Source organism: Dokdonella sp. (assembly GCF_019634815.1).
Lineage (GTDB): Bacteria > Pseudomonadota > Gammaproteobacteria > Xanthomonadales > Rhodanobacteraceae > Dokdonella_A.
The window spans coordinates 1-19,431 of record NZ_JAHCAP010000027.1; the positions used below are offsets into that span (position 1 = coordinate 1).

The window sequence follows — 19,431 nt, forward strand, 5'->3', positions numbered from 1 at the left end:
TCAATGCCGATGGATCTGGGAACATTAATGTAACAGTTAATGAGATCCCACCGCTTGGCCCGGTGTCTGCAGGGCCGGAGAGCCAATTTGGTTTTCAAATTCCATGAAACGCAAAGACATGAGTGACAGTTGCAAGAAAGCATTTGCATCGTGGTTTATGGGCCATCAGATATTGGCCGTGGTTTTTGCTTGTGGCTTTTCGCTTGAAGCCTTCGCGGGCGAAACCTCGTCTCGATGCTATGGGGCGGTCAGCATGTTCATTCAGCGTGCAGACGAAAAGACTCTGGCCGAATTGAGGGCGGCTGATCCAAAGGAATGTTGGATCTATTTTGACCTGTGTGACGATAGGCGTGCGGCGTTGGAACAGCGAGTGGCGGAAGGGAAGCGCCCTGCGGCGACGTACCTCGCATCGAAGCTCAAGTTGCTCCACGGCGGGAATTGGGAGGATGCAATGATCGCCTTGGGGCAATTCTCGGAGAAAGACATGGGGAGCTTTCTTGCCTTTGCGCGAGACCATGTACTTTCGCCCCAAACGATCGCGGATGCGGTTGTCATGCTTCCCTTGGAGACAGTGGATGAGCCAGCGTTGCAACTTGGCGAAGTTGTGAAGCGCCGTAATGCAGCAGCAAAGGTCTCCGATGAATCATTGCAGGAGTATCGAGCAAGCGTCTTGGCCGCACTCGATGCGGCTGCGCTCCGGATCAAGAAGAATTACGGTGAATGACGCAATCGACGGAAGGGCGCAGTGGAAGGGGCGGGCGGGCAGCTCACGAGCCGCATGGGCGCGGACGGCACCGATGAGCCGCCGAGCCGTTCTGGCCATGATGAAGTGAGAAAGCAAGTTTCGGATGGTGCTTTTGGTCGTCAGCGCCGGTTTGAGTCCGGTCACGCTTTGTTGATTGATGTGCGTTGTTTCTACTGGACTCGCTATGGCGCGCTGTTCAACAGCGGCGGAATCCTGGCCGAGCGGTTCCGGTTCCATGATGAGTATTTCACGATTGGAAATACCATCGAGATCGAATACCGAGAGATCGAGCGCGTTTCGGTGAAATCGTTCTGCGTTTGCGGGATCGTCATCATGCGGCTGGCTTGCGGATCCACGTTCTACATTGTGTCAAAGCGAGCCAAGGAGATCGTGAACCTGCTTGAGCGGGCAGTGGAATGAGCGGACGGCACAGGCCTGGAATTTGAACTGCGTTGCTGCTCCTTGGTGGACCATGGCGACGCAGGTGCGAGATACCGATGGCCGCGGTGGCATGGATGCTGGGCACACCGGGTGATCGGGTGGGCCGTGTGCTCGACTTCCACGTCAACACGGCCCGCGATCGTGTCCTGGTGTTCCGGACGCTCCGTTATTGCGGCAAGGCGAGATCGTCGAGCAGGGCCTTGAGGAAGCGCGCGGCCTCGCCGCCGGTGCAGGCGCGGTGGTCGAAGGTGAGGCTGATGGGCAGGCGCCGGTGGACTTCGATGCCGCCCATCACCGCGACGACGTCGTGGCTGAGCTTGCCGGCGCCGATGATCGCCACGCAGGGCGGCACCACGACGACCGTGCCGTAACGGCCAGCGAACACGCCGAAGTTGGACAGGCTGATGGTGTAGCCGGACAGTTCCGAAGCGGGGATCGAGCGATCCTCGACCTGCGTGCGCAAGCGGTTGATGCCTTCGCGCAGGCCACGGCCATCGAGCAGGTGCGCGTTGCGCAGTGCAGGTACGAACAGGCCATCGGGCGTGTCCACCGCGATGCCCAGGTCGACATGCGGGTGCCTGGTGAGCGTGAGATTGGCATCATCGAACCAGGCGTTGAGCGCGGGCTCGACGCGGCAGGCGGTGACGATCGCGCGGATCGTGCGCGCGGTGATGTCCTGCTTGCCCAGCCATGCGTGCAGATCGGCATCATCGACGATCGTGGTCTGCACCACGCGCGCGTGCGCATCGGCCATCACGCGCGCCATGTTGCGGCGCACGCCCTTGAGCTGTTCGGGCTGGCCAGTCGCGGCGACGGTCGGCGGTGCGGTACGCATCGGCTTGCCCGCTTGCGAGAGCGTGCTGCGTGCGGCGCTCGCGACTGCAGCAACAGGCGCAGCGACTGCTGCCGACGCTGCAATCGGGCCTGCGCCCAGCTTCGCGCTGCCATCGGCCGCGGCTTGTTTGACGTCTTGCAGCGTGACCACGCCACCGGCACCGCTCGCGCGCACGCGCGCGAGATCGACGCCGAGCTTCTTCGCGAGCGCGCGCACCGCGGGTACGGCCTTGACGCCGCCGACGCTGGCGATTTGTTCACTGCGCACTTCGTTGGAACTTTGTACCGCACCGACCACCGTGCCTTCGTCCTCGCGATCGGCCGTGGCGGCCTTGGCCGGTGTTGTCGGCGGCGGCGTCGGCGCGTGGCCATGGCCATGATGGGCAGCATTTTCCGCGCGCTGCTTGGCATTGGGATCGAGTTCGAACTCGGCCAGCGCTGCGCCCGTGATGATGACGTCACCTGCCTTGCCGTGGAACCGGGTGACCTTGCCCGAATACGGCGAGGGCACTTCGACCACGGCCTTGGCTGTTTCCATCGACACCAGCGGCGCGTCGAGCTTGATGCTGTCGCCTTCCTTGACCAGCCATTCGACGATGGTGGCGTCGGGCAGGCCTTCGCCGAGGTCGGGGAGATGGAATGTCTTTTCGTTGGCCATGATGATTTCCAGAGTCACGGAAGATGCAGGAGAACCAGCGCAAGGATCGCCGGCAGTGCCTGCACGAAGAAAATCTTGCGGCTGACCGTCGCGGCGCCGAACAGGCCGGCAACGCTCACGCAGGCGAGGAAAAATGTCTTGATGCGCAGATCGTCGATCGCAAGTCCCCAGACCAGGCCGGCGACCAGGAAGCCGTTGTACAGGCCCTGGTTCATCGCCAGGTACCGGGAGGCGGTGGCGAACTCCGGCGTGAGCCGGAACACCTTGCGCCCCATCGGCTTGTCCCACAGGAACATCTCGAGCGTGAGGAACCACGCGTGCAGCAGCGCGACGATGCCGATGAGGATGTTGGCGACCGGGTGCATGCGCGTGATCAGCTCGCCGCCAGCGTGCGCTTGGCTGCAGCGACGATCTGCGCAGTACTCGGCATCTGCTTCATTTCCAGTCGGTACAACGGTGTATGCACGTCGTAGGCGGTGACGCGTTCGACTGGCGCGAGCAGATCGTAGATGCATTCCTCGGCCAGGCGCGCGGCGATTTCGGCGCCGAAGCCCGCGGTTTTCGGTGCCTCGTGCACGATCACGCAACGGCCGGTCTTGTGCACCGATTCGGCAATCGTGTCGAAGTCGAGCGGAGTGAGCGTGGCGACGTCGATCACTTCGACGCTGACGCCTTCGGCCGCGAGCGCATCGGCAGCTTCAAGGCATTCCTTGACCTGCGCGCCCCAGGTGACCAGCGTGACATCGCTGCCATCGCGCAGCACGAAGCAGACATCCAGCGGCAGGGCTTCGCCGTCGTCGGGCACTTCTTCCTTGTACTGGCGATAGATGCGCTTGGGCTCGAAGAAGATCACCGGATCGGGATCGCGGATCGCCGCGAGCAGCAGGCCGTAGGCGCGCGCGGGCGAGGAGGGCAGCACCACGCGCAGGCCGGGCACGTTGGTGAACAGGTGTTCGTTGGCTTCGGAGTGGTGTTCGGGCGCATGGATGCCGCCACCCCAGGGCGCGCGCCACACCGCGGGACAGGTAATGCGCCCGCGCGTGCGGTTGCGCATGCGTGCGGCGTGGCAAACGATCTGCTCCATCATCGGATAGATGAAGCCTTCGAACTGCGCCTCGGCGACCGGCTTCATGCCCTGCGCGGCAAGACCGACGGTGACGCCGGCGATGCCCATTTCATCGAGCGGCGTGTCATACACACGCCATTCGCCGAACCTGGCCGACAGGCCCGCAGTGGCACGGAACACGCCGCCGTTGACGCCGACGTCTTCGCCCAGCACCACCACCGAGGGGTCGTGCGTCATCTCGTAGGCAAGCGCCTGGGTTACCGCTTCGATCAAGGTGATGGCGGCCATCAGTGCGCTCCCTTCTCAAGCGACAGCGCGAGTGCGCGCTGTTTTTGCAGATCGGCCGGCAGTTCGGCAAAGGTGTAGTCGAAAATTGCCTCGATCGGCTGCGCCTTGGTTTCGAGGTAGCTGTTGACCTCGTTGTCCATCCATTCGTCGCACTCGTGCTTCCAGGCTTCTTCCTTCTTTTCGTCCCAGGCTTTCTTGCTTTCCAGGTACGCGCGCAGGCGCTTGATCGGCTCGCGCGTCCAGGCGTCCTTGACCTCGTCGGCCTCGCGGTAGCGGCGCGCGTCGTCGGCGGTGGTGTGGTCGCCGAGGCGATAGGTCACCAGTTCGAGCACGCTGCCGCCCTTGCCGCTGCGCGCGCGCTCGAGCGCATCTTCCATCGCCTTGCGTACCGCAATGATGTCGTTGCCATCGACCTGGATGCAGAACAGGCCCGCGGCGATGCCCTTCTGCGCGAGGGTCTTGGCGCCGGACTGGATCCTGCGCGGAACCGAGATCGCCCACTGGTTGTTGACGATCACCGCGACCAGCGGCAGGTCGCGCGCGCCGGCGAAGTTGATCGCGCCATAGAAATCGGCCTTGGACGAACCGCCGTCGCCGATCATGCACACCGCGACGCGCTTCTCGCCGCGGATCTTGAACGCGAGCGCACTTCCGGCCGCATGCAGGCATTGGGTCGCGATCGGCACGCTCCACGCAAAGTCGTGGCGTGCCGGTTCCTTCTGGTAATCGTTGCCGCGCTCGTCGCCGCCCCAGTACATGTAGACATCGCGCGGCTGCACGCCGCGATAGAGCTGGGCGCCGTATTCGCGGTAGCTCGGCGCAAGCACGTCCTCGGGTTTCATCGAGCTGCCCACGCCCACGTGCGCGGCTTCGTGGCCCAGGCAGGAGGCGTAGGTGCCGAGCTTGCCGGTGCGCTGCAGCGCGATCGACTTGGTGTCGAACACGCGCGTGGACACCATGAGCTTGTACAGCTCGACCATGTGGTCGAGGTTCTTGGCGAACTCGGGCAGGTCCTTGCGCACGAGCTTGCCGTCGGCGTCGAGGTACTGCAGGTATTCGATCTCAAAACTGGCGGCGATGGACAAGCGGGCCTCCGGTGTGGTCAACCAAAGCGCGGCATCGCCGCGGCGGGATGTCCGGCGTTTCGCGCGGGGCGCGCGGCGCGGACGGGAAGGGCAACCTACGCAATGCCGCCGCAGGCCCGCAAGGCAGGGCGCAGCAGGCGGCAGTGCCGGGTAAACTGGCGAAGTTTACCACGGGGCCAAGTGATGACCGGAACCGACAATCTGCGTCCGCTCGAACAGGGCATCGAGCTTGACCTGCGCAACCGCACCACCTACGGCGGTTACCTGCAGCTGGAAACCCTGCTCGCGGCGCAGCAACCGTTGAGTGACCCGCCTTGTCACGACGAGATGCTGTTCATCGTCCAGCACCATGTCGCCGAGCTGTGGATGAAGCTCTTGATCCACGAACTGCGAGCGGCCATCGCCTGCCTGCGCGCCGACGACATCGATCCCACGCTCAAGATCCTTGCCCGCGTCAAACAGGTGCAGCAGCAGCTGTTTGCACAATGGGCGGTGCTGGAGACGCTCACGCCTTCGGAGTACCTCGCCTTCCGCGGCGTGCTCGGGCCCTCGTCCGGCTTCCAGTCGCAGCAATACCGCACCATCGAGTTCATGCTCGGCAACAAGAATGCAGCGATGCTCAGAGTGTTCGACCACGATCCGGCGGCACAGGCGCAGTTGCGCGCGACGCTGGAGGCGCCGAGCCTGTACGACGAAGTGCTGCGGTTGTTCTCGCGCATGGGCCATGCGATTCCGTCCGGCCTGCTCGCGCGCGACGTGACCCATCCGCATCAGCATGACGAGGGGCTGCTGCCGGTGTTCAAGCGCATCTACGAGAACGCGCATGAATTCTGGGCCGAGTACCACCTGTGCGAGCAACTGGTGGATGTCGAGGAGTTGTTCCAGCTCTGGCGCTTTCGTCACATGAAGACCGTCGAGCGCATCATCGGCCATCGCCGCGGCACCGGCGGGTCGTCGGGCGTGGCCTTCCTCAAGCGCGCGCTCGAGCTGACGTTTTTCCCCGAATTGATCGACGTGCGCACCCGGATCAGCGAGCCTTCCCCCGCGGCCGGTTGAGCCTCACGCTGCGCTGCGGTTTGACGCTGCGCGCGGCAACGGTTAAACGTCACCGACTTTGTCCCCACCGTCACGACCAGGCGAACCCATGGCCACGACCAGTTCCACACCTTCCGCACCCCCCGTTTTCACGCAGACGCTGGGACATCCGCGCCCGCTGTGGATGCTGTTCATGACCGAGTTCTGGGAGCGCTTCGCCTTCTACGGCATGCGCTGGGCACTTACGCTCTACATCGTGGCGCAATTCTTCGGCGGCGATTCCGCGGGCCAGGCCAGTGCCAGTCGCACCTACGGCGCCTTCCTCGCCCTGGTCTATGCCACCGCGATCTTCGGTGGCTTCATCGCCGACCGCGTGATCGGCTACCAGCGTTCGATCCTGGTCGGCGCGGTGGTGTCGGCACTTGGCTACTTCCTTGTGGCGGTGCCCGACCACACGGTGTTTCTGATCGGCCTGGCGACGATCATCGTCGGCAACGGATTGTTCAAGCCCAATATTTCCACCCAGGTCGGCCAGCTCTACGCGCAGGGTGACGAGCGCCGCGATTCGGGTTTCACCATCTTCTACATGGGTATCAACGCCGGTGCTTTCGTAGCGCCGATTCTCACCGGCATCCTCGCCGAGAGCGTGTTCGGCAGGGACGGCATGCCGGCCTACAAGGCGGTGTTCATCGCTGCCGGCATCGGCATGCTGATCTCCACCGTGTGGTTCTGGTTCGGCCGTGCCCAGCTCAAGGGCATCGGTGCGCCACCTGCGGGTGCAGAAGGCATGCAGCGCGTGGTCGCGGTGACGATTGGTGCCCTGATTGCAGTGCCGGCGGTGTATGCCCTGCTCGCGATCGACGCCGGCATCCTCGCATGGATCCTTGCCGCATTGTTCGTCGTGCTGTGCGTGATGGTGCTGGTCGAAGGCTCGCGCGAAGGCAGCGTGTTCCGTGATCGCGCGATCGCCATGCTGATCATCTTCGCCTTCAACGTGCTGTTCTGGTGTTTCTTCGAACAGGCCGGCAGCTCGTTCAACTTCCTCGCGCAGAACATCGTCAACCGCAATCTCGGCGGTTTCGAATTCCAGATCGGCTGGTTCCAGTCGATCAATCCGATCGCGATCCTTACCTTGGCGCCGCTGTTTGCATGGGCGTGGGTGCGCATGGGCAAGGCCAATCCCTCGATCCCGCGCAAGTTCGGCCTCGGCTTGATCTTCAACGGCCTGGCCTTCCTGCTGCTGATGTTCGCGCTGTCGAACCTGGTCGGTGCCGATGGCCGCATTCCGCTGTGGCCACTCGTTGCGGTGTACGTGATCCAGACCGCCGGCGAGCTGTGTCTCTCACCGATCGGCCTGTCGATGGTGACCAAGCTTGCGCCGGCCAAGGTGGTGGGTCTGGCGATGGGCGGCTGGTTCCTGTCGACCGCAATCGGCAACAGCCTGTCCGGCCTGTTCGCCAGCCATGTCAGCGGCGAGGGCGGCATGACGGTGGCATCCGCACAATCGGGTTACACCTTCGGCTTCTATGCCTTGGTCGGTGCGGGCGTGGTGTTGTTCCTGATCGCGCCGCTGATCAACAAGCTCATGCATGGCGTGAAGTGAAGGCGGGATGCCTTCATCCCGAGCAGGTCCGGGATGGCCGTTGATGCGGGGTGCAGGGTAAAAAGACGGGAACGGCGCCTGCGGGCGCCGTTCTTGTTTCAACCCGCATCCACCACGACCAACTCGATGCCCAGGCGTTGCAGACTTTCGCGCGTTTCGGCGGGAATGCCGCTGTCGGTGATGATCGCGTGGATCTGGTCCAGGCTTGCGATGCAATGCAGGCTGACCTTGCCGAACTTGCTTGAGTCGCTCAACACCACCACGCGGCGCGCGCGTTCCAGCATGCGCTGATTCAGCCGGGCTTCGGCCTCGTGATGGGTGGTCACGCCAAACTGCAGGTCGAGCCCGTCCACGCCCAGAAACAGGGTGTCGAAGCTGAAACTCTGCAAGCTCGCCTCGGCCTGGCTGCCGTGCAGCGACAACGAGGCTTGGTGCAGCAAGCCGCCGGTCAGGCGCAGGGTGATTCCGGCTGCCGTTGCCAGCTCCCAGGCAATGTTGAGACCGTTGGTCATCACCGTGATGTCGTGCCGCCCGAGCAAGTGCCGGGCCAGCATGCGCGTAGTGGAGCCCGAGTCGATGAGAATGTTCGCACCGGCATTCACCAGCTGCGCCGCGCGTGCGCCGATCGCGTCCTTGCGCGTCAGATGAATGGCGTCCTTCTCGTGCAGCGGATGTTCCGGCGGCGGGCTGCGCAGCAGGGTCGCGCCGCCGCGGGTACGCACCGCCAGCCCGCGGGCTTCCAGATGGTTGAGATCGGCGCGGATGGTGACCGCTGACACATGGTGCCGTTCGACCAGCTCGCCTACCAGCACGCTGCCCTGTTGCAGCAGCGTATCGATGATCTGCTGGCGACGCTGGCGTGTGTTGCGCTGGGTCGAAGCGGCGTTCGTGTTCACCGCAGTGGCGCCCGATTGCGGGCGCAGGCGCGCGCGTATTCGGCCAGACGCAGGCCGATCTTGTGACGCACCAGCGCCCAGGGTTCGGCACTCAGCTGCCCGGCATTCACCGCGGCAAATTGTTCGGGCAGATACTGGCTGAGCAGGCCGGCAGGCGGCGTGTGCCGGCGCAGATTGTCGATCAGGGTGTTCACCGCGGCGACGACTTGCGGATCGCCCCAGTAGTAGCGACAGCGATCACTGAGCGCGTAGGCGCGCAGCAGGCGCAGTTCCCGCTCATCGCCGCGGTAGTGACCTTGCCAGTATTTCGGATTGGCCTGCATGCGTCGATCGAGCACCTCGATCAGTTGCGATCGCTGTGCGGATTCCAGCAGCTCGTCTTCGATCCTTGCCAATGCGAACAGCGCCTCGCGGCAGGCGAAGGTCGCCGCGGGACCGACCTTGAGGATGGCGAAGTGGTCGCGCACGAGGGCGTGCAGCGAGGCTTCGCTCTGGTAGTCGGTGGAATGCGCTTCGAACACGATGCGCGGCTGTGCTTCGAGAAACTCCGACAGCGCGCGCGCAGCCTGTGGCTGGTAGTGCTGCACCTGGCCGTGGTCGAAATCCACGCCCGGTTGCACCACCATCGCAACCACACGTTGCCAGGCATCGCGAAGCTGCGGCACATCGAAGGCCAGGCGGTGGATCTCGAGCGTTCTTGCTGCGGCCTGCGGCGTGGTCACCTGCACGCCACTGCCGAGTGCGCTTTCACCGCCGGGAATGGGCACTTCGGTGCCGATCACGTAGACCGGTGGCGACAGGCCGGAGTCGCGCGCGGTGGCTTCGGAGATTGTCGCCAGCTCCGCCGAGCGCGCGGCCACGATTTCGTCGGGCAGCGGCGTCGGGTCATCCGCGCAGGACATGCTGCAATCGAGATGGATCTTGTGAAAGCCCGCGGCGACATACGTGCGGATCAGCTCGCGCGCATGCGCCATCGCGGTCGCAGCGGGCAGCTTCTGCCACGCGTTGGGCCCGAGATGGTCGCCGCCGAGGATCAGGCGCTCACGCGCAAAACCCTGATCGTCGGCGAGCGCTTCGACATGGGCGCGGTACTGCGCCGGCGTCATGCCGGTATAGCCGCCGAATTGATCGACCTGGTTCGAGGTGGCTTCAATCAGCAAGGGCGTGTCGAGGTCCTGCGCCACCCGCATTGCAGCTCGCAGGACCTGTTCGTGACTGCAGCACACGCTGTACAAGCCGCTGCGATCGCCGTTGCGGTGAGCCTGGAGAATGGATTGCACGATGGACATGAGACGCTCCGAGACTTCAGGGCTACGCTGAAAGATCCGCATTGCCGTGGATGTTTTCGCGTGCGAGCAGCGCGGCGCCACGCGCGCCACCGGCATCGCCAAAGCGAGGCGGCAGGATCGGCGGCACCTGCATGCCGGCAAACAGGTGGGTCCGCACGGCTGCGGGCAGGGCGGTGTAGAGCGGCGCGTGTTGCGACAGGCCGCCGCCGAGCACGATGACGTGCGGGTCCAGTGCCATGACCAGACTTGCAAATGCATGACCGAGCAGGTCGAGATGAATCGCAAGGGCATGTTGCGCGCTTGCCTCGCCGGCATCGGCGGCAGCGATGACCCGCGTGGCATCGGTGGATGTGCCCCCCAGATGTCGATGCAAGGCGGCAAGGCCGCTGCCGGAGACATAACGCTCCAGGCAGCCGCGCAGCCCGCATCCGCAGTCCAGCAAGGGCAGCTCGTGTCTGGCAAGCATATGCGCGGGAATGCTCCAGTGGCCCCATTCGCCGGCGATGCCGTTGTGGCCTGCGAGCAAATGGCCGCCGATGCAGAAGCCGCCACCCGCGCCGGTGCCGAGGATTGCGCCGATCATGCTGGGAAAGCCGTCGGCCGCGCCGCCGTTGGCTTCGGAGAGCGCGAAACACTGGAGGTCATTGCCCAGCCGCAAGGGACGCTGCAGGCGCGCCGCAAAATCCGCCGCCACGCGCTGGCCGCTCAGCGCCGGGATATTGGCGCTGAGCTGGCGACCGCTGGAGCGCTCGCGTACGCCCGGCAGGCCAATGCCGATGGCGCAACCGGCGCTGCCGAGTACCGCGTCGGCACCGGCGACCAGTTCGGAAAGCGCGTCGAGGAAATCGACGTAGCTATCACGCGGGGTATCGACGCGCTGTCGATGCAGTTCCCGCAATTCGGCATCAAAGCTCACCAACTCGATCTTGCTGCCGCCGACGTCGATGCCGTGGCAGGCGCGGGTTTGTGCGGGCGCGGGTGCCATCGAAATTCAGGCCGTCCTGTGAATGTTCACGCCCTGCACGACCCGATTCACCGAGCCATCGGGAAACGGGTTGTCGGGCGTGAGTCCGAGCGCGGCCGAGCGATGCAGCGCATGACGTTGCGCGAAGCTCAACCAGACCGGCGCGAGCCAGGCATCGGGCAGATCGGGCACGGCGAGTGCCAGATCATCGGTTTCACCCTCGACGGCCGGCCCGATCGACAGCAGCTTGCCGGCGATGCCATCGCGGCGCAGTTCATCGAGCAGGTCGCGCTCGTAGCGGCGCGACAAGGTCTGCACGCTGCGGACCATCACCACGAGGGTGTCGCGATCGAGCAGGGACTTCGGCCCATGCCGGAACCCCAGCGGCGTGTGTGCAAAGGCTGCCACGCGTCCGGCGGTGAGTTCGAGCAGTTTGAGCGAGGCCTCGCGCGACCAGGCTTCGAACGGGCCGCTGCCCAGATGGATCACGCGCGTGTGCCCGGTTGCGGCCAGCGCGGCAATCTCGGTGTTCCAGCGCGACAGGGCATCGCGGCCGAGTTCGGCGATGCAGTGCAGGCGCTGCAGGCGCTGCGGCCAGGGCGCGGCGTCGAAAGCGCACAGCGCAGCCAGCAGCATGCAGCTCAGGCTGCTGGTCATGGCGAAGCCGCGATCGCAACTGGCCGGTGGCATCAGCAGGGTGCAGGTGTCGATGCGATCCTGGCCGCGGCGCGCGAGTTCGCCTTCGGCATTGCAGGTGATGTCGAGGAAGCGCGTCTGCGCCACCCGCTCGCGCACCAGCTCTACCGCGGCCACGCTCTCCGGACTGGAGCCGCTGCGTGCGAACGACACCAGCAGGGTCGGGCGGTCGGGCTTGAGGTAGAGCTGCGGATGACTCAGCAGGCTGGTCGTGTGCACCGCGCGCAGGTCGGCCGGCCACTGCGCATCGAGATGGTCGGCCACCATTTCGGCAATGAAACCCGAGCTGCCGGCTCCGGTGAAGATCACGCGATTGCGCGGGTCCTGCAGCCAGTTGCCGAGAAAGGCATCGAGGCGCTTCCCCGCACTGGCGAGCTCATCAGCGAGCCTGCTCCACAGCGCCGGCTGTTGGGCGATTTCCGCGCTGGTGTGTTCGCCTCCGACGGGCGGCTGAAGTACAGGGCTCGGGTATTCGGTCGCGTGCATGGCGTGTCTGGGCTTTACCTTGCGACACGATGCTCCAAAAATTGCGAAAGTTCAATAACGAAAGTAAAACGAAAGAAGTGATTGGCCTTGCCCGTGGCGCGGGCAAGGCATCCAGCCGTGCCGGCTGCTGGTCGGAAAGCCGGATCGGGGAAGCGCCTTTGCAAGAATGACGGGCTCATCCGCGCGGAATGCGCGCTCCGGAATGCGCTGACACTTGATTGCGAATCGAAAGCCGCACTTCTCGATCGCCTTTCGCGCCGGCGCCAGCGTGGCGGCCTCGTGTTTCGGTTCCGCGTCGTCAGGCTTCGGGCAGCGCGATCGCAGGACGCAAGCGGTCGAGCAGGTGTGCCAGCCAGTGACGCTCCTCGGCGGTGAGGCGTTTGAGCAGGCGTCGTTCATGTTCCAGCGCCAGCGGCACGATCTGGTCGTGAATGGCGCGGCCGCTGCGGGTCAGGCGCAGATGGGCTTCGCGGCGATCGCGTTCGGAAATCGTGCGCGACAGCAGCTTGCGTTCCGCCAATCCAGCCACCGCCCGGCTCACTGCAACCTTGTCCATCGCCGTGCGCATGGCCACGTCGCGCGCGGTCAGGCCGGCATGGCGACCGAGAATTGCCATCACCCGCCACTGCGTCACGCTCAGGTTGAAGCGCTCTTCGTATTCGCTGGAGATGTCCTGACTCACGGTGTTGGCAAGCACCGACAGCCGATACGGCAGGAAAGCATCGAAATCCAGAGCCGGGGGCTTGGGCATGGCGCACCGCGCATTGCAAATGGTTACATATGAAACTATAAAGACAGGCTTGTGGCGAAGCAATCGCCATCCGCGCAACCGGAGATCCGCAATGAACGCCCATCCTTCTGCCGGCATGGCCACCAGCACCTTCGAAAATCCGATGGGCATCGACGGCTTCGAGTTCGTCGAATTCGCCTCGCCTGAACCGGAAAAGCTGCACGAGTACTTCCGCATGCTCGGCTTCACGCCGGTGGCGCGCCATCGCACGCGCAAGATCACCAACTACCGCCAGGGCGACTGCACCTTCCTCATCAACGAGGATCCCGATTCCTTCGCGGCGCGCTTTGCCGCCGCGCACGGCCCCAGTGCCTGCGGGTTCGCGATCCGCGTCAACAAGCTGGCCGAATGGGCGCGCGTGCAGGCGCTCAAGAACGGCGCCGAGTCCTTCGATGCAGCCGACGAACTGACCAAGGCCGTCGCCGCGCCGGTGATCAAGGGCATCGGTGGTTGCATGCTCTACATCGTCGATCGCTATGACGACCAGGGCACGATCTGGGATCCGGATTGGGTGTGGTTGCCGGGTGTGGACAAGCAGCCCAAGGGTCTTGGCCTGACCTTCATCGATCACCTCACCCACAATCTCTACAAGGGCAACATGGAGAAGTGGGCGAACTATTACGAACGCCTGTTCAACTTCCGCGAGATCCGCTATTTCGACATCAAGGGCGCCAAGACCGGCCTGTTGTCCAAGGCGATGACCGCACCCGACGGCATGGTGCGCATTCCGCTCAACGAATCCTCCGATCCCAAGTCGCAGATCAACGAATACCTCGACGAGTACAAGGGCGAGGGCATCCAGCACATCGCCTTGTTCACCGACAACATTTACGAGACGGTCGAGGCCATGCACGCGCAGGGCATCGCCTTTCTTGACACCCCGGACACCTATTTCGAAGTGGTCGACGTGCGCGTACCCAACCACGGCGAGGACCTCGCGCGTCTGCGCAAGAACAAAATCCTGATCGATGCCGATCAGGAGACCAAGCAGCGCAAGCTGCTGCAGATCTTCACCCAGAACGCGATCGGGCCGATCTTCTTCGAAATCATCCAGCGCAAGGGCAACGAAGGTTTTGGTGAAGGCAACTTCCAGGCCTTGTTCGAATCGATCGAGCGCGACCAGATGCGTCGCGGCGTGCTGTAAGGGAAACCTCGGGCCATGTCGATCAACAGCACCGGTTACCAAACCGGATTCGGCAACGAGTTCGCCAGCGAAGCGCTCGCCGGAACCTTGCCAGCAGGGCGCAACTCGCCGCAGCGTGTTGCGCACGGTCTGTATGCCGAGCAGCTCACCGGAACCGCGTTCACGGCGCCGCGCCACGCCAATCGGCGCAACTGGCTGTACCGCATCCGGCCTGCGGCCGTGCATGGCGCCTTCGCGCCGTTCGTGCAGCCGCGATTCCACAATGATTTCGGCAGCGGCCCGGTCACGCCCGAGCAATTGCGCTGGGATCCGCTGCCGCTGGCGGAGGCGTCGACGGACTTCATCGAGGGTCTGTACACGATGGCCGGCAATGGCTCGCCGGCCGCGCAGGCGGGCCTGGGTATCCACCTGTATGCAGCCAACCGCGACATGCAGGGGCGTTGGTTCTATGACGCCGATGGTGAATTGCTGATCGTGCCGCAGCAGGGGCGCCTGCACATCGAGACCGAGCTGGGTGTGCTCGATGTCGAGCCGCAGGAAATTGCGCTGATCCCGCGCGGGATCCGTTTCCGCGTCACGCTGCCCGATGGTGCTGCGCGTGGCTATGTCTGCGAAAACTTCGGCGCGATGTTCAAGCTGCCCGACCTGGGGCCCATCGGCAGCAATGGCCTGGCCAATCCGCGCGATTTCCTCATCCCCAATGCGGTCTACGAGGATATCGAAGGCGCGTTCGAATTGGTCGGCAAGTTCCAGGGGCACCTGTGGCGTGCCGACATCGGTCACAGCCCGCTCGATGTGGTGGGTTGGCACGGCAACTACGTGCCCTGCAAGTACGACCTGCGCCGCTTCAACACGATCGGATCGATCTCTTACGACCATCCCGATCCGTCGATCTTCCTGGTGCTGCATTCACCCAGTGACACGCCCGGCACCAGCAACATCGATTTCGCGATCTTCCCGCCGCGTTGGCTGGTTGCGCAGGACACGTTCCGGCCGCCGTGGTTCCACCGCAACATCGCGAGCGAGTTCATGGGTCTCGTACACGGGGTCTATGACGCCAAGGCCGATGGCTTTGTGCCGGGTGGCGCCTCGCTGCACAACTCGATGACCGGGCACGGGCCGGATGCGGCGACCTTCGAAAAGGCCAGCGCCGCCGACCTGTCCAAGCCCGATGTCATCGTCGACACGATGGCGATCATGTTCGAGACACGCGCAGTGATCCGGCCCACGCAGCAGGCGCTCGATGCCGCGCATCGCCAGCGCAACTACCAGGCCTGCTGGGCCGGGCTGCGCAAGCATTTTGCTGCGCCCGGCAATGGCCGCTGACGAACCGGCTCGCGCCGCCGGCGCGCCGGATGGCTATGCCGGCTATGCCCAGTGGAAAGGTTGGCAGGGCAGTTTCACCCCCAGTGCCCGCGAGGCACGCTATTTCGCCGCCGAGTTCGGCGGCCTCGACCTCGCCGGCATGCGCCTGCTCGAAATCGGCTTCGGCAACGGCAGTCTGTTGGCCTGGGCGCGTGGGCGGGGCGCGCAGGTACGTGGTCTGGAACTCGATGCGGGCCTGTGCGAAGCCGGTCAGCGCGCCGGATTCGATGTCGGCCAGCACTCGCTCGCTGATCTCCTCGCGCGCGGCGACCGCTATGACCTCATCGTCGCCTTCGACGTGCTCGAACATTGGGACCATGCCGAACTGGTGACGAATTTCGCCACGCTGCATGGCTTGCTGATCGAGGGCGGGCGCTTCATCGCCCGCTTTCCGAACGGGCAGAGTCCGTTCGGCCGTGTTTACCAGCATGGCGACTTCAGCCACCGCAGCACGCTGTCCACCTACAAGATCGAATACCTCGCGCGGCTGAGCGGATTTGAAGTCGAGCGCGTCGCCAATGCCTGCCGGGTATCGGCCAAAGCGGGCATACTCGCGGCGCTGCGGCAGCGTTTCCTGGCTCGGCAAAGGCGCCTGATCGAACGCCGGATCGCCCGCTTGTACGGCATCCGCCGCCTTCCGCTCGATCCGAATCTGGTCGCGGTGCTGCGTCGACCCGCTGGCAACACTCAACAGGAGCAGGCATGAAACTGGGTTCCCTCAAGGAAGGTGGCCGTGATGGCACCCTCATCGTCGTCAGCCGTGATCTCAGGCGTGCACTGCGCGCAAGCGCGATTGCGCAGACCCTGCAGGCTGCGCTCGACGATTGGTCCAATGCCGCGCCGCGTCTCAACGCCCTGTCCGAGTCGCTCAATGCGGGCAGTGCGCCGGGCGCCTTCGATCTCGACATGGACAAGCTCGCCGCGCCGCTGCCGCGTGCCTACGAATTCGTCGACGGCAGTGCCTACCTGCCGCATGTCGAGCGCGTGCGCCGCGCGCGGGGCGCCGAGGTTCCCGAAAGCTTCTATGTCGATCCGCTGATGTACCAGGCCACCAGTGCGGGCTTTTACGGCCCGCGCGATCCGGTGATCGTGCCCAGCGAGGACTATGGCATCGATCTGGAGGCCGAAGTCGTCGTCGTCACCGACGATGTGCCAATGGCGCTGACGCCGGCGGCGGCCGCCGGCCACATCCAGCTCGTCGGGCTGGTCAACGATGTGTCGCTGCGCGGCCTGATTCCGGCCGAGCTGGCCAAGGGCTTCGGCTTCCTGCAATCCAAGCCGCGCTCCGCGCTGTCGCCGGTGCTGGTCACGCCCGATGAACTGGGCGATGCCTGGCGCGGCGAAAAGCTGCACCTGCCAATGCGCACCTGGATCAACGGCAAGTGGTTCGGTCAGGCCGAATGCGGGGTCGACATGCAGTTCAGCTTCGCCCAGCTGATCGCCCATGCCGCCAAGACCCGGCCGCTGACCTCGGGCACGATCGTTGGCTCGGGCACGATCGCCAACCAGGACACCGCGCTGGGCGCGTCCTGTCTGGCCGAGCAGCGCACCGTGGAAACACTGCGTGATGGCAAGCCGTCGACGCCATTCCTCAAGTTCGGTGATACCGTACGCATCGAGATCACCGACGCCGGCGGCGCCAGCATCTTCGGCGCGATCGAACAGATCATGAGGCCAGCGTCGCCCGGTTGAAGGGGAACCAGGAGCGACCATGAACAGCACCGCCGAGCTTGTCCTGCATGACTACTGGCGCTCGAGCGCCTGTTACCGCGTCCGCATTGCCCTCAATCTGAAAGGTCTCGAGTACCAGATTCATTCGGTACACCTGATCAACGACGGCGGTCAGCAGCACAGCGCCGAACACCGCGCGCTCAATCCCCAGGAAAGCGTGCCCGTGCTCATGGTCGGCCGGCGCGCGGTGCGCCAATCGATGGCGATCATCGAGTATCTCGAAGAATCCCATCCGAAGCCGCCACTGTTGCCGCCGGGCCTGCGCGAGCGCGCGCATGTGCGTTCGCTCGCGCAATTGATCGCCTGCGATGTGCATCCACTCAACAACCTGCGCGTGATGCAGTATCTGGAAAGCGAGCTGGACGTGGACGCGCCCGCGCGCGAAGCCTGGATGCGCCACTGGATGGGTCTGGGTCTGCGTGCGTTCGAGGAAATTCTCGCCAGCGACGACGCTCGTGGCGCGTTCTGCCACGGCGATCTGCCGGGACTGGCCGATGCCTGCCTGATTCCGCAGGTCTACAACGCGCAGCGATTCAATCTCGACCTGACTCCATTCCCGAACATCCGCGCGGTCAACGAGCGCTGTCTGGCCTTGCCCGCGTTCGATGCGGCGCGGCCAGAGAAGCAGCCGAGCGCCAGCGTGAGTTGAATCGCGTCGCGCCCGGCCGTGGCGCTGGCATTGGTGCGTCACACGTACATGTTCTGCCGCCGCAGCGGTGGTCCTGGCGGGCCTGAATGACGCCGCGGGGTGAATGGTCAACCTGCGATATAGCGATGCAGCTGTTCGATCTGCTCGCCCTGCTCGCTGATCACCGCCTTGACCAGATCGCCGATCGAAACGACGCCGACCACCTTGCCGCCATCGACCACCGGCAGATGGCGCACGCGGCTGTCGGTGCACAGACGCATGCAGGTATCCACGCCATCGCCAGGCGCAACCGTGATCACGGCGGTGGACATCACATCGCGCACCGGCGTGTCGCTGGATGAACGATTGTTGAGAATGATCTTGCGTGCGTAGTCGCGTTCGGAAATCACGCCGACCAGGGTCTCGCCATCGAGCACAAGCAGCGCGCCGACGCCGCGTTCGGCCATCATCCGGATTGCCGCGAGGACGGGCTCGCCCGGGGCAATCGCGAAAACACTGCGTCCCTTTTCATCGAGCAGATGCTTGACCTGAAGCATGGCTACCTCCACGTCACATGCATTGGCTTGCGTGCGGGCAGTCTAGGACAAGGCTGACCCGCTTGCACAATCGGCGAACCTGGACAGGGATGACTTCGACCACTCCACGGGGCTTGCCGTCAGGACGCCTGCGCGCTGCGTCGCGGTGGCGTGTATTGGTCGACGAGGTAGAGCGGGCGTTGCTTGGCTTCGACGTAAAGGCGGCCCAGATATTCGCCGATCACGCCCAGCGCCATCAGCTGCATGCCTCCGAGAAACAGCATGACTACCATCAGCGACGGATAGCCGCGCACCGGGTCGCCCAGCAACAAGGCCTTGCCGAACACCCACAGCGCAGCGAGGAAGGCGCCCAGCGCGGTCAGCAGGCCGACGTAGGTGGCGAGCTTGAGCGGCACGCCCGAGAACGAGGTGATGCCGTCGATCGCGAAATTCCACAGTTTCCAGTAATTCCATTTGGTCTGCCCGGCATGGCGCGGATCGCGGTGGTAGACCACCGACAACTGGCGATAGCCGACCCAGGTGAACAAGCCTTTCATGAAGCGCTGGCGCTCGCGCACCTGCGCCAGGGCGTCGAGCGCACGACGCGACACCAGACGGAAATCGCCGGTATCGCGCGGAATCGGCGTCGTCGAAAGCCTTTCCATGACGCGGTAAAAACCCGAGGCGGTAAGCTTCTTGAATCCGGATTCCCCGGCGCGCGTCGCGCGCGTGCCGTAGACGACATCGTAACCATCGCGCCAATGCGCCACGAACTCCGGAATCAGTTCGGGTGGATCCTGCAGGTCGGCGTCGATCACCACCGCGGCACCTTCGATGACATGGTCGAGGCCGGCGGTCAACGCCAGCTCCTTGCCGAAATTGCGTGCGAGCCGGAGCGTGGCCACGCGCGGATCAGTTTCGCGCATGTCGCACATGATTGCCCAGGTATCGTCGCGGCTGCCGTCATCGACGTACAGCACGGCGCTTTCGATCCCGGCCATGCCATCGAGTACCTTGCCCAGACGCCGATGGAATTCGCGCAGGCCTTCGCTTTCGTTGTAGGCGGGGACGACGACGGTCAAGGCGGGCATGGTGCGGGACAGGCAAGCCGTAAAGCGCGCATGCTAGCAGGCTGATCCGGGCCGGCTGTG

General features: G+C 64.5%; 19 protein-coding genes and 1 pseudogene. 9 read left to right on the forward strand and 11 right to left on the reverse strand.

Annotated features, from left to right (window positions below; translation table 11 throughout):
* Nucleotides 1-103 precede the first annotated feature (103 nt).
* Both KF759_RS12175 and KF759_RS12180 read left to right on the forward strand, forming a co-directional pair.
* On the forward strand, nucleotides 104-724 hold the full coding sequence (locus KF759_RS12175; RefSeq protein WP_291225892.1) for a hypothetical protein: 621 nt from the start codon (nucleotides 104-106) through the stop codon (nucleotides 722-724).
* 21 nt (nucleotides 725-745) lie between these two features.
* On the forward strand, nucleotides 746-1,165 hold the full coding sequence (locus tag KF759_RS12180; RefSeq protein WP_291225894.1) for a hypothetical protein: 420 nt from the start codon (nucleotides 746-748) through the stop codon (nucleotides 1,163-1,165).
* 187 nt (nucleotides 1,166-1,352) lie between these two features.
* Here KF759_RS12180 and KF759_RS12185 read toward each other — a convergent pair whose 3' ends face one another.
* Genes KF759_RS12185 through pdhA form a run of 4 tightly spaced genes read right to left on the reverse strand, consistent with a single transcriptional unit; the run spans nucleotide 1,353 to nucleotide 5,117 of the window.
* Entirely contained in the window at nucleotides 1,353-2,678 is a 1,326-nt protein-coding gene (locus KF759_RS12185) for a dihydrolipoamide acetyltransferase family protein (RefSeq protein ID WP_291225896.1), read from the reverse strand.
* Between the two features lie 14 nt (nucleotides 2,679-2,692).
* The gene (locus KF759_RS12190) at nucleotides 2,693-3,043 is read right to left on the reverse strand and encodes a DUF1304 domain-containing protein (protein ID WP_291225897.1); all 351 of its coding nucleotides are present in this window, start codon (nucleotides 3,041-3,043) and stop codon (nucleotides 2,693-2,695) included.
* 8 nt (nucleotides 3,044-3,051) lie between these two features.
* Nucleotides 3,052-4,032, reverse strand: coding sequence for an alpha-ketoacid dehydrogenase subunit beta (locus tag KF759_RS12195; RefSeq protein ID WP_291225899.1), 981 nt, complete (start codon nucleotides 4,030-4,032; stop codon nucleotides 3,052-3,054).
* Nucleotides 4,032-5,117 carry a pyruvate dehydrogenase (acetyl-transferring) E1 component subunit alpha gene (pdhA, locus tag KF759_RS12200; protein ID WP_291225901.1) on the reverse strand — a complete coding sequence of 362 codons (1,086 nt, stop codon included), beginning with the start codon at nucleotides 5,115-5,117 and terminating at the stop codon, nucleotides 4,032-4,034. Before pdhA ends, KF759_RS12195 begins: the two co-directional genes overlap by 1 nt.
* Before the next feature lie 183 nt (nucleotides 5,118-5,300).
* Here pdhA and KF759_RS12205 point away from each other — a divergent pair, with 183 nt between their 5' ends.
* Together KF759_RS12205 and KF759_RS12210 are read left to right on the forward strand one after the other, a co-directional pair.
* Nucleotides 5,301-6,173: a tryptophan 2,3-dioxygenase family protein gene (locus KF759_RS12205; RefSeq protein ID WP_291225903.1), complete on the forward strand. Its 873-nt coding sequence runs from the start codon at nucleotides 5,301-5,303 to the stop codon at nucleotides 6,171-6,173.
* Nucleotides 6,174-6,312: 139 nt separating this feature from the next.
* Nucleotides 6,313-7,755, forward strand: a pseudogene (locus KF759_RS12210) (oligopeptide:H+ symporter); the annotation flags it as partial.
* Between the two features lie 98 nt (nucleotides 7,756-7,853).
* Here KF759_RS12210 and agaR read toward each other — a convergent pair.
* The 5 genes from agaR to KF759_RS12235 all read right to left on the reverse strand — a co-directional run bounded on the left by agaR (nucleotide 7,854) and on the right by KF759_RS12235 (nucleotide 12,837).
* Nucleotides 7,854-8,651 carry a transcriptional repressor AgaR gene (gene agaR, locus KF759_RS12215; protein ID WP_291225907.1) on the reverse strand — a complete coding sequence of 266 codons (798 nt, stop codon included), beginning with the start codon at nucleotides 8,649-8,651 and terminating at the stop codon, nucleotides 7,854-7,856.
* Entirely contained in the window at nucleotides 8,648-9,940 is a 1,293-nt protein-coding gene (locus KF759_RS12220; protein ID WP_291225909.1) for a D-tagatose-bisphosphate aldolase, class II, non-catalytic subunit, read from the reverse strand. Before KF759_RS12220 ends, agaR begins: the two co-directional genes overlap by 4 nt.
* A gap of 22 nt (nucleotides 9,941-9,962) precedes the next feature.
* Nucleotides 9,963-10,925, reverse strand: coding sequence for an ROK family protein (locus KF759_RS12225; RefSeq protein ID WP_291225911.1), 963 nt, complete (start codon nucleotides 10,923-10,925; stop codon nucleotides 9,963-9,965).
* Between the two features lie 6 nt (nucleotides 10,926-10,931).
* Nucleotides 10,932-12,086, reverse strand: a complete 1,155-nt coding sequence (locus tag KF759_RS12230) for an SIS domain-containing protein (RefSeq protein ID WP_291225912.1) — start codon at nucleotides 12,084-12,086, stop codon at nucleotides 10,932-10,934.
* Between the two features lie 298 nt (nucleotides 12,087-12,384).
* Entirely contained in the window at nucleotides 12,385-12,837 is a 453-nt protein-coding gene (locus KF759_RS12235) for a MarR family transcriptional regulator (protein ID WP_291225914.1), read from the reverse strand.
* 91 nt (nucleotides 12,838-12,928) lie between these two features.
* On the opposite strand from KF759_RS12235, the gene hppD reads away from it, so the two are divergent.
* Genes hppD through maiA form a run of 5 tightly spaced genes read left to right on the forward strand, consistent with a single transcriptional unit; the run spans nucleotide 12,929 to nucleotide 17,765 of the window.
* A complete protein-coding gene (hppD, locus tag KF759_RS12240; protein ID WP_291225916.1) occupies nucleotides 12,929-14,020 on the forward strand; it encodes a 4-hydroxyphenylpyruvate dioxygenase in 1,092 nt (363 codons plus the stop codon).
* A 15-nt stretch (nucleotides 14,021-14,035) separates the two neighbouring features.
* On the forward strand, nucleotides 14,036-15,346 hold the full coding sequence (hmgA, locus tag KF759_RS12245) for a homogentisate 1,2-dioxygenase (RefSeq protein WP_291225918.1): 1,311 nt from the start codon (nucleotides 14,036-14,038) through the stop codon (nucleotides 15,344-15,346).
* Nucleotides 15,336-16,091: a methyltransferase domain-containing protein gene (locus tag KF759_RS12250; RefSeq protein ID WP_291225920.1), complete on the forward strand. Its 756-nt coding sequence runs from the start codon at nucleotides 15,336-15,338 to the stop codon at nucleotides 16,089-16,091. Before hmgA ends, KF759_RS12250 begins: the two co-directional genes overlap by 11 nt.
* Nucleotides 16,088-17,077 carry a fumarylacetoacetate hydrolase family protein gene (locus KF759_RS12255; protein ID WP_291225922.1) on the forward strand — a complete coding sequence of 330 codons (990 nt, stop codon included), beginning with the start codon at nucleotides 16,088-16,090 and terminating at the stop codon, nucleotides 17,075-17,077. Before KF759_RS12250 ends, KF759_RS12255 begins: the two co-directional genes overlap by 4 nt.
* Nucleotides 17,078-17,096: 19 nt before the next feature.
* On the forward strand, nucleotides 17,097-17,765 hold the full coding sequence (gene maiA, locus KF759_RS12260) for a maleylacetoacetate isomerase (RefSeq protein WP_291225924.1): 669 nt from the start codon (nucleotides 17,097-17,099) through the stop codon (nucleotides 17,763-17,765).
* A gap of 107 nt (nucleotides 17,766-17,872) precedes the next feature.
* Here maiA and KF759_RS12265 read toward each other — a convergent pair whose 3' ends face one another.
* The gene (locus KF759_RS12265; protein WP_291225926.1) at nucleotides 17,873-18,301 is read right to left on the reverse strand and encodes a CBS domain-containing protein; all 429 of its coding nucleotides are present in this window, start codon (nucleotides 18,299-18,301) and stop codon (nucleotides 17,873-17,875) included.
* 119 nt (nucleotides 18,302-18,420) lie between these two features.
* On the reverse strand, nucleotides 18,421-19,371 hold the full coding sequence (locus KF759_RS12270) for a glycosyltransferase family 2 protein (RefSeq protein WP_291225928.1): 951 nt from the start codon (nucleotides 19,369-19,371) through the stop codon (nucleotides 18,421-18,423).
* Nucleotides 19,372-19,431: the final 60 nt, after the last annotated feature.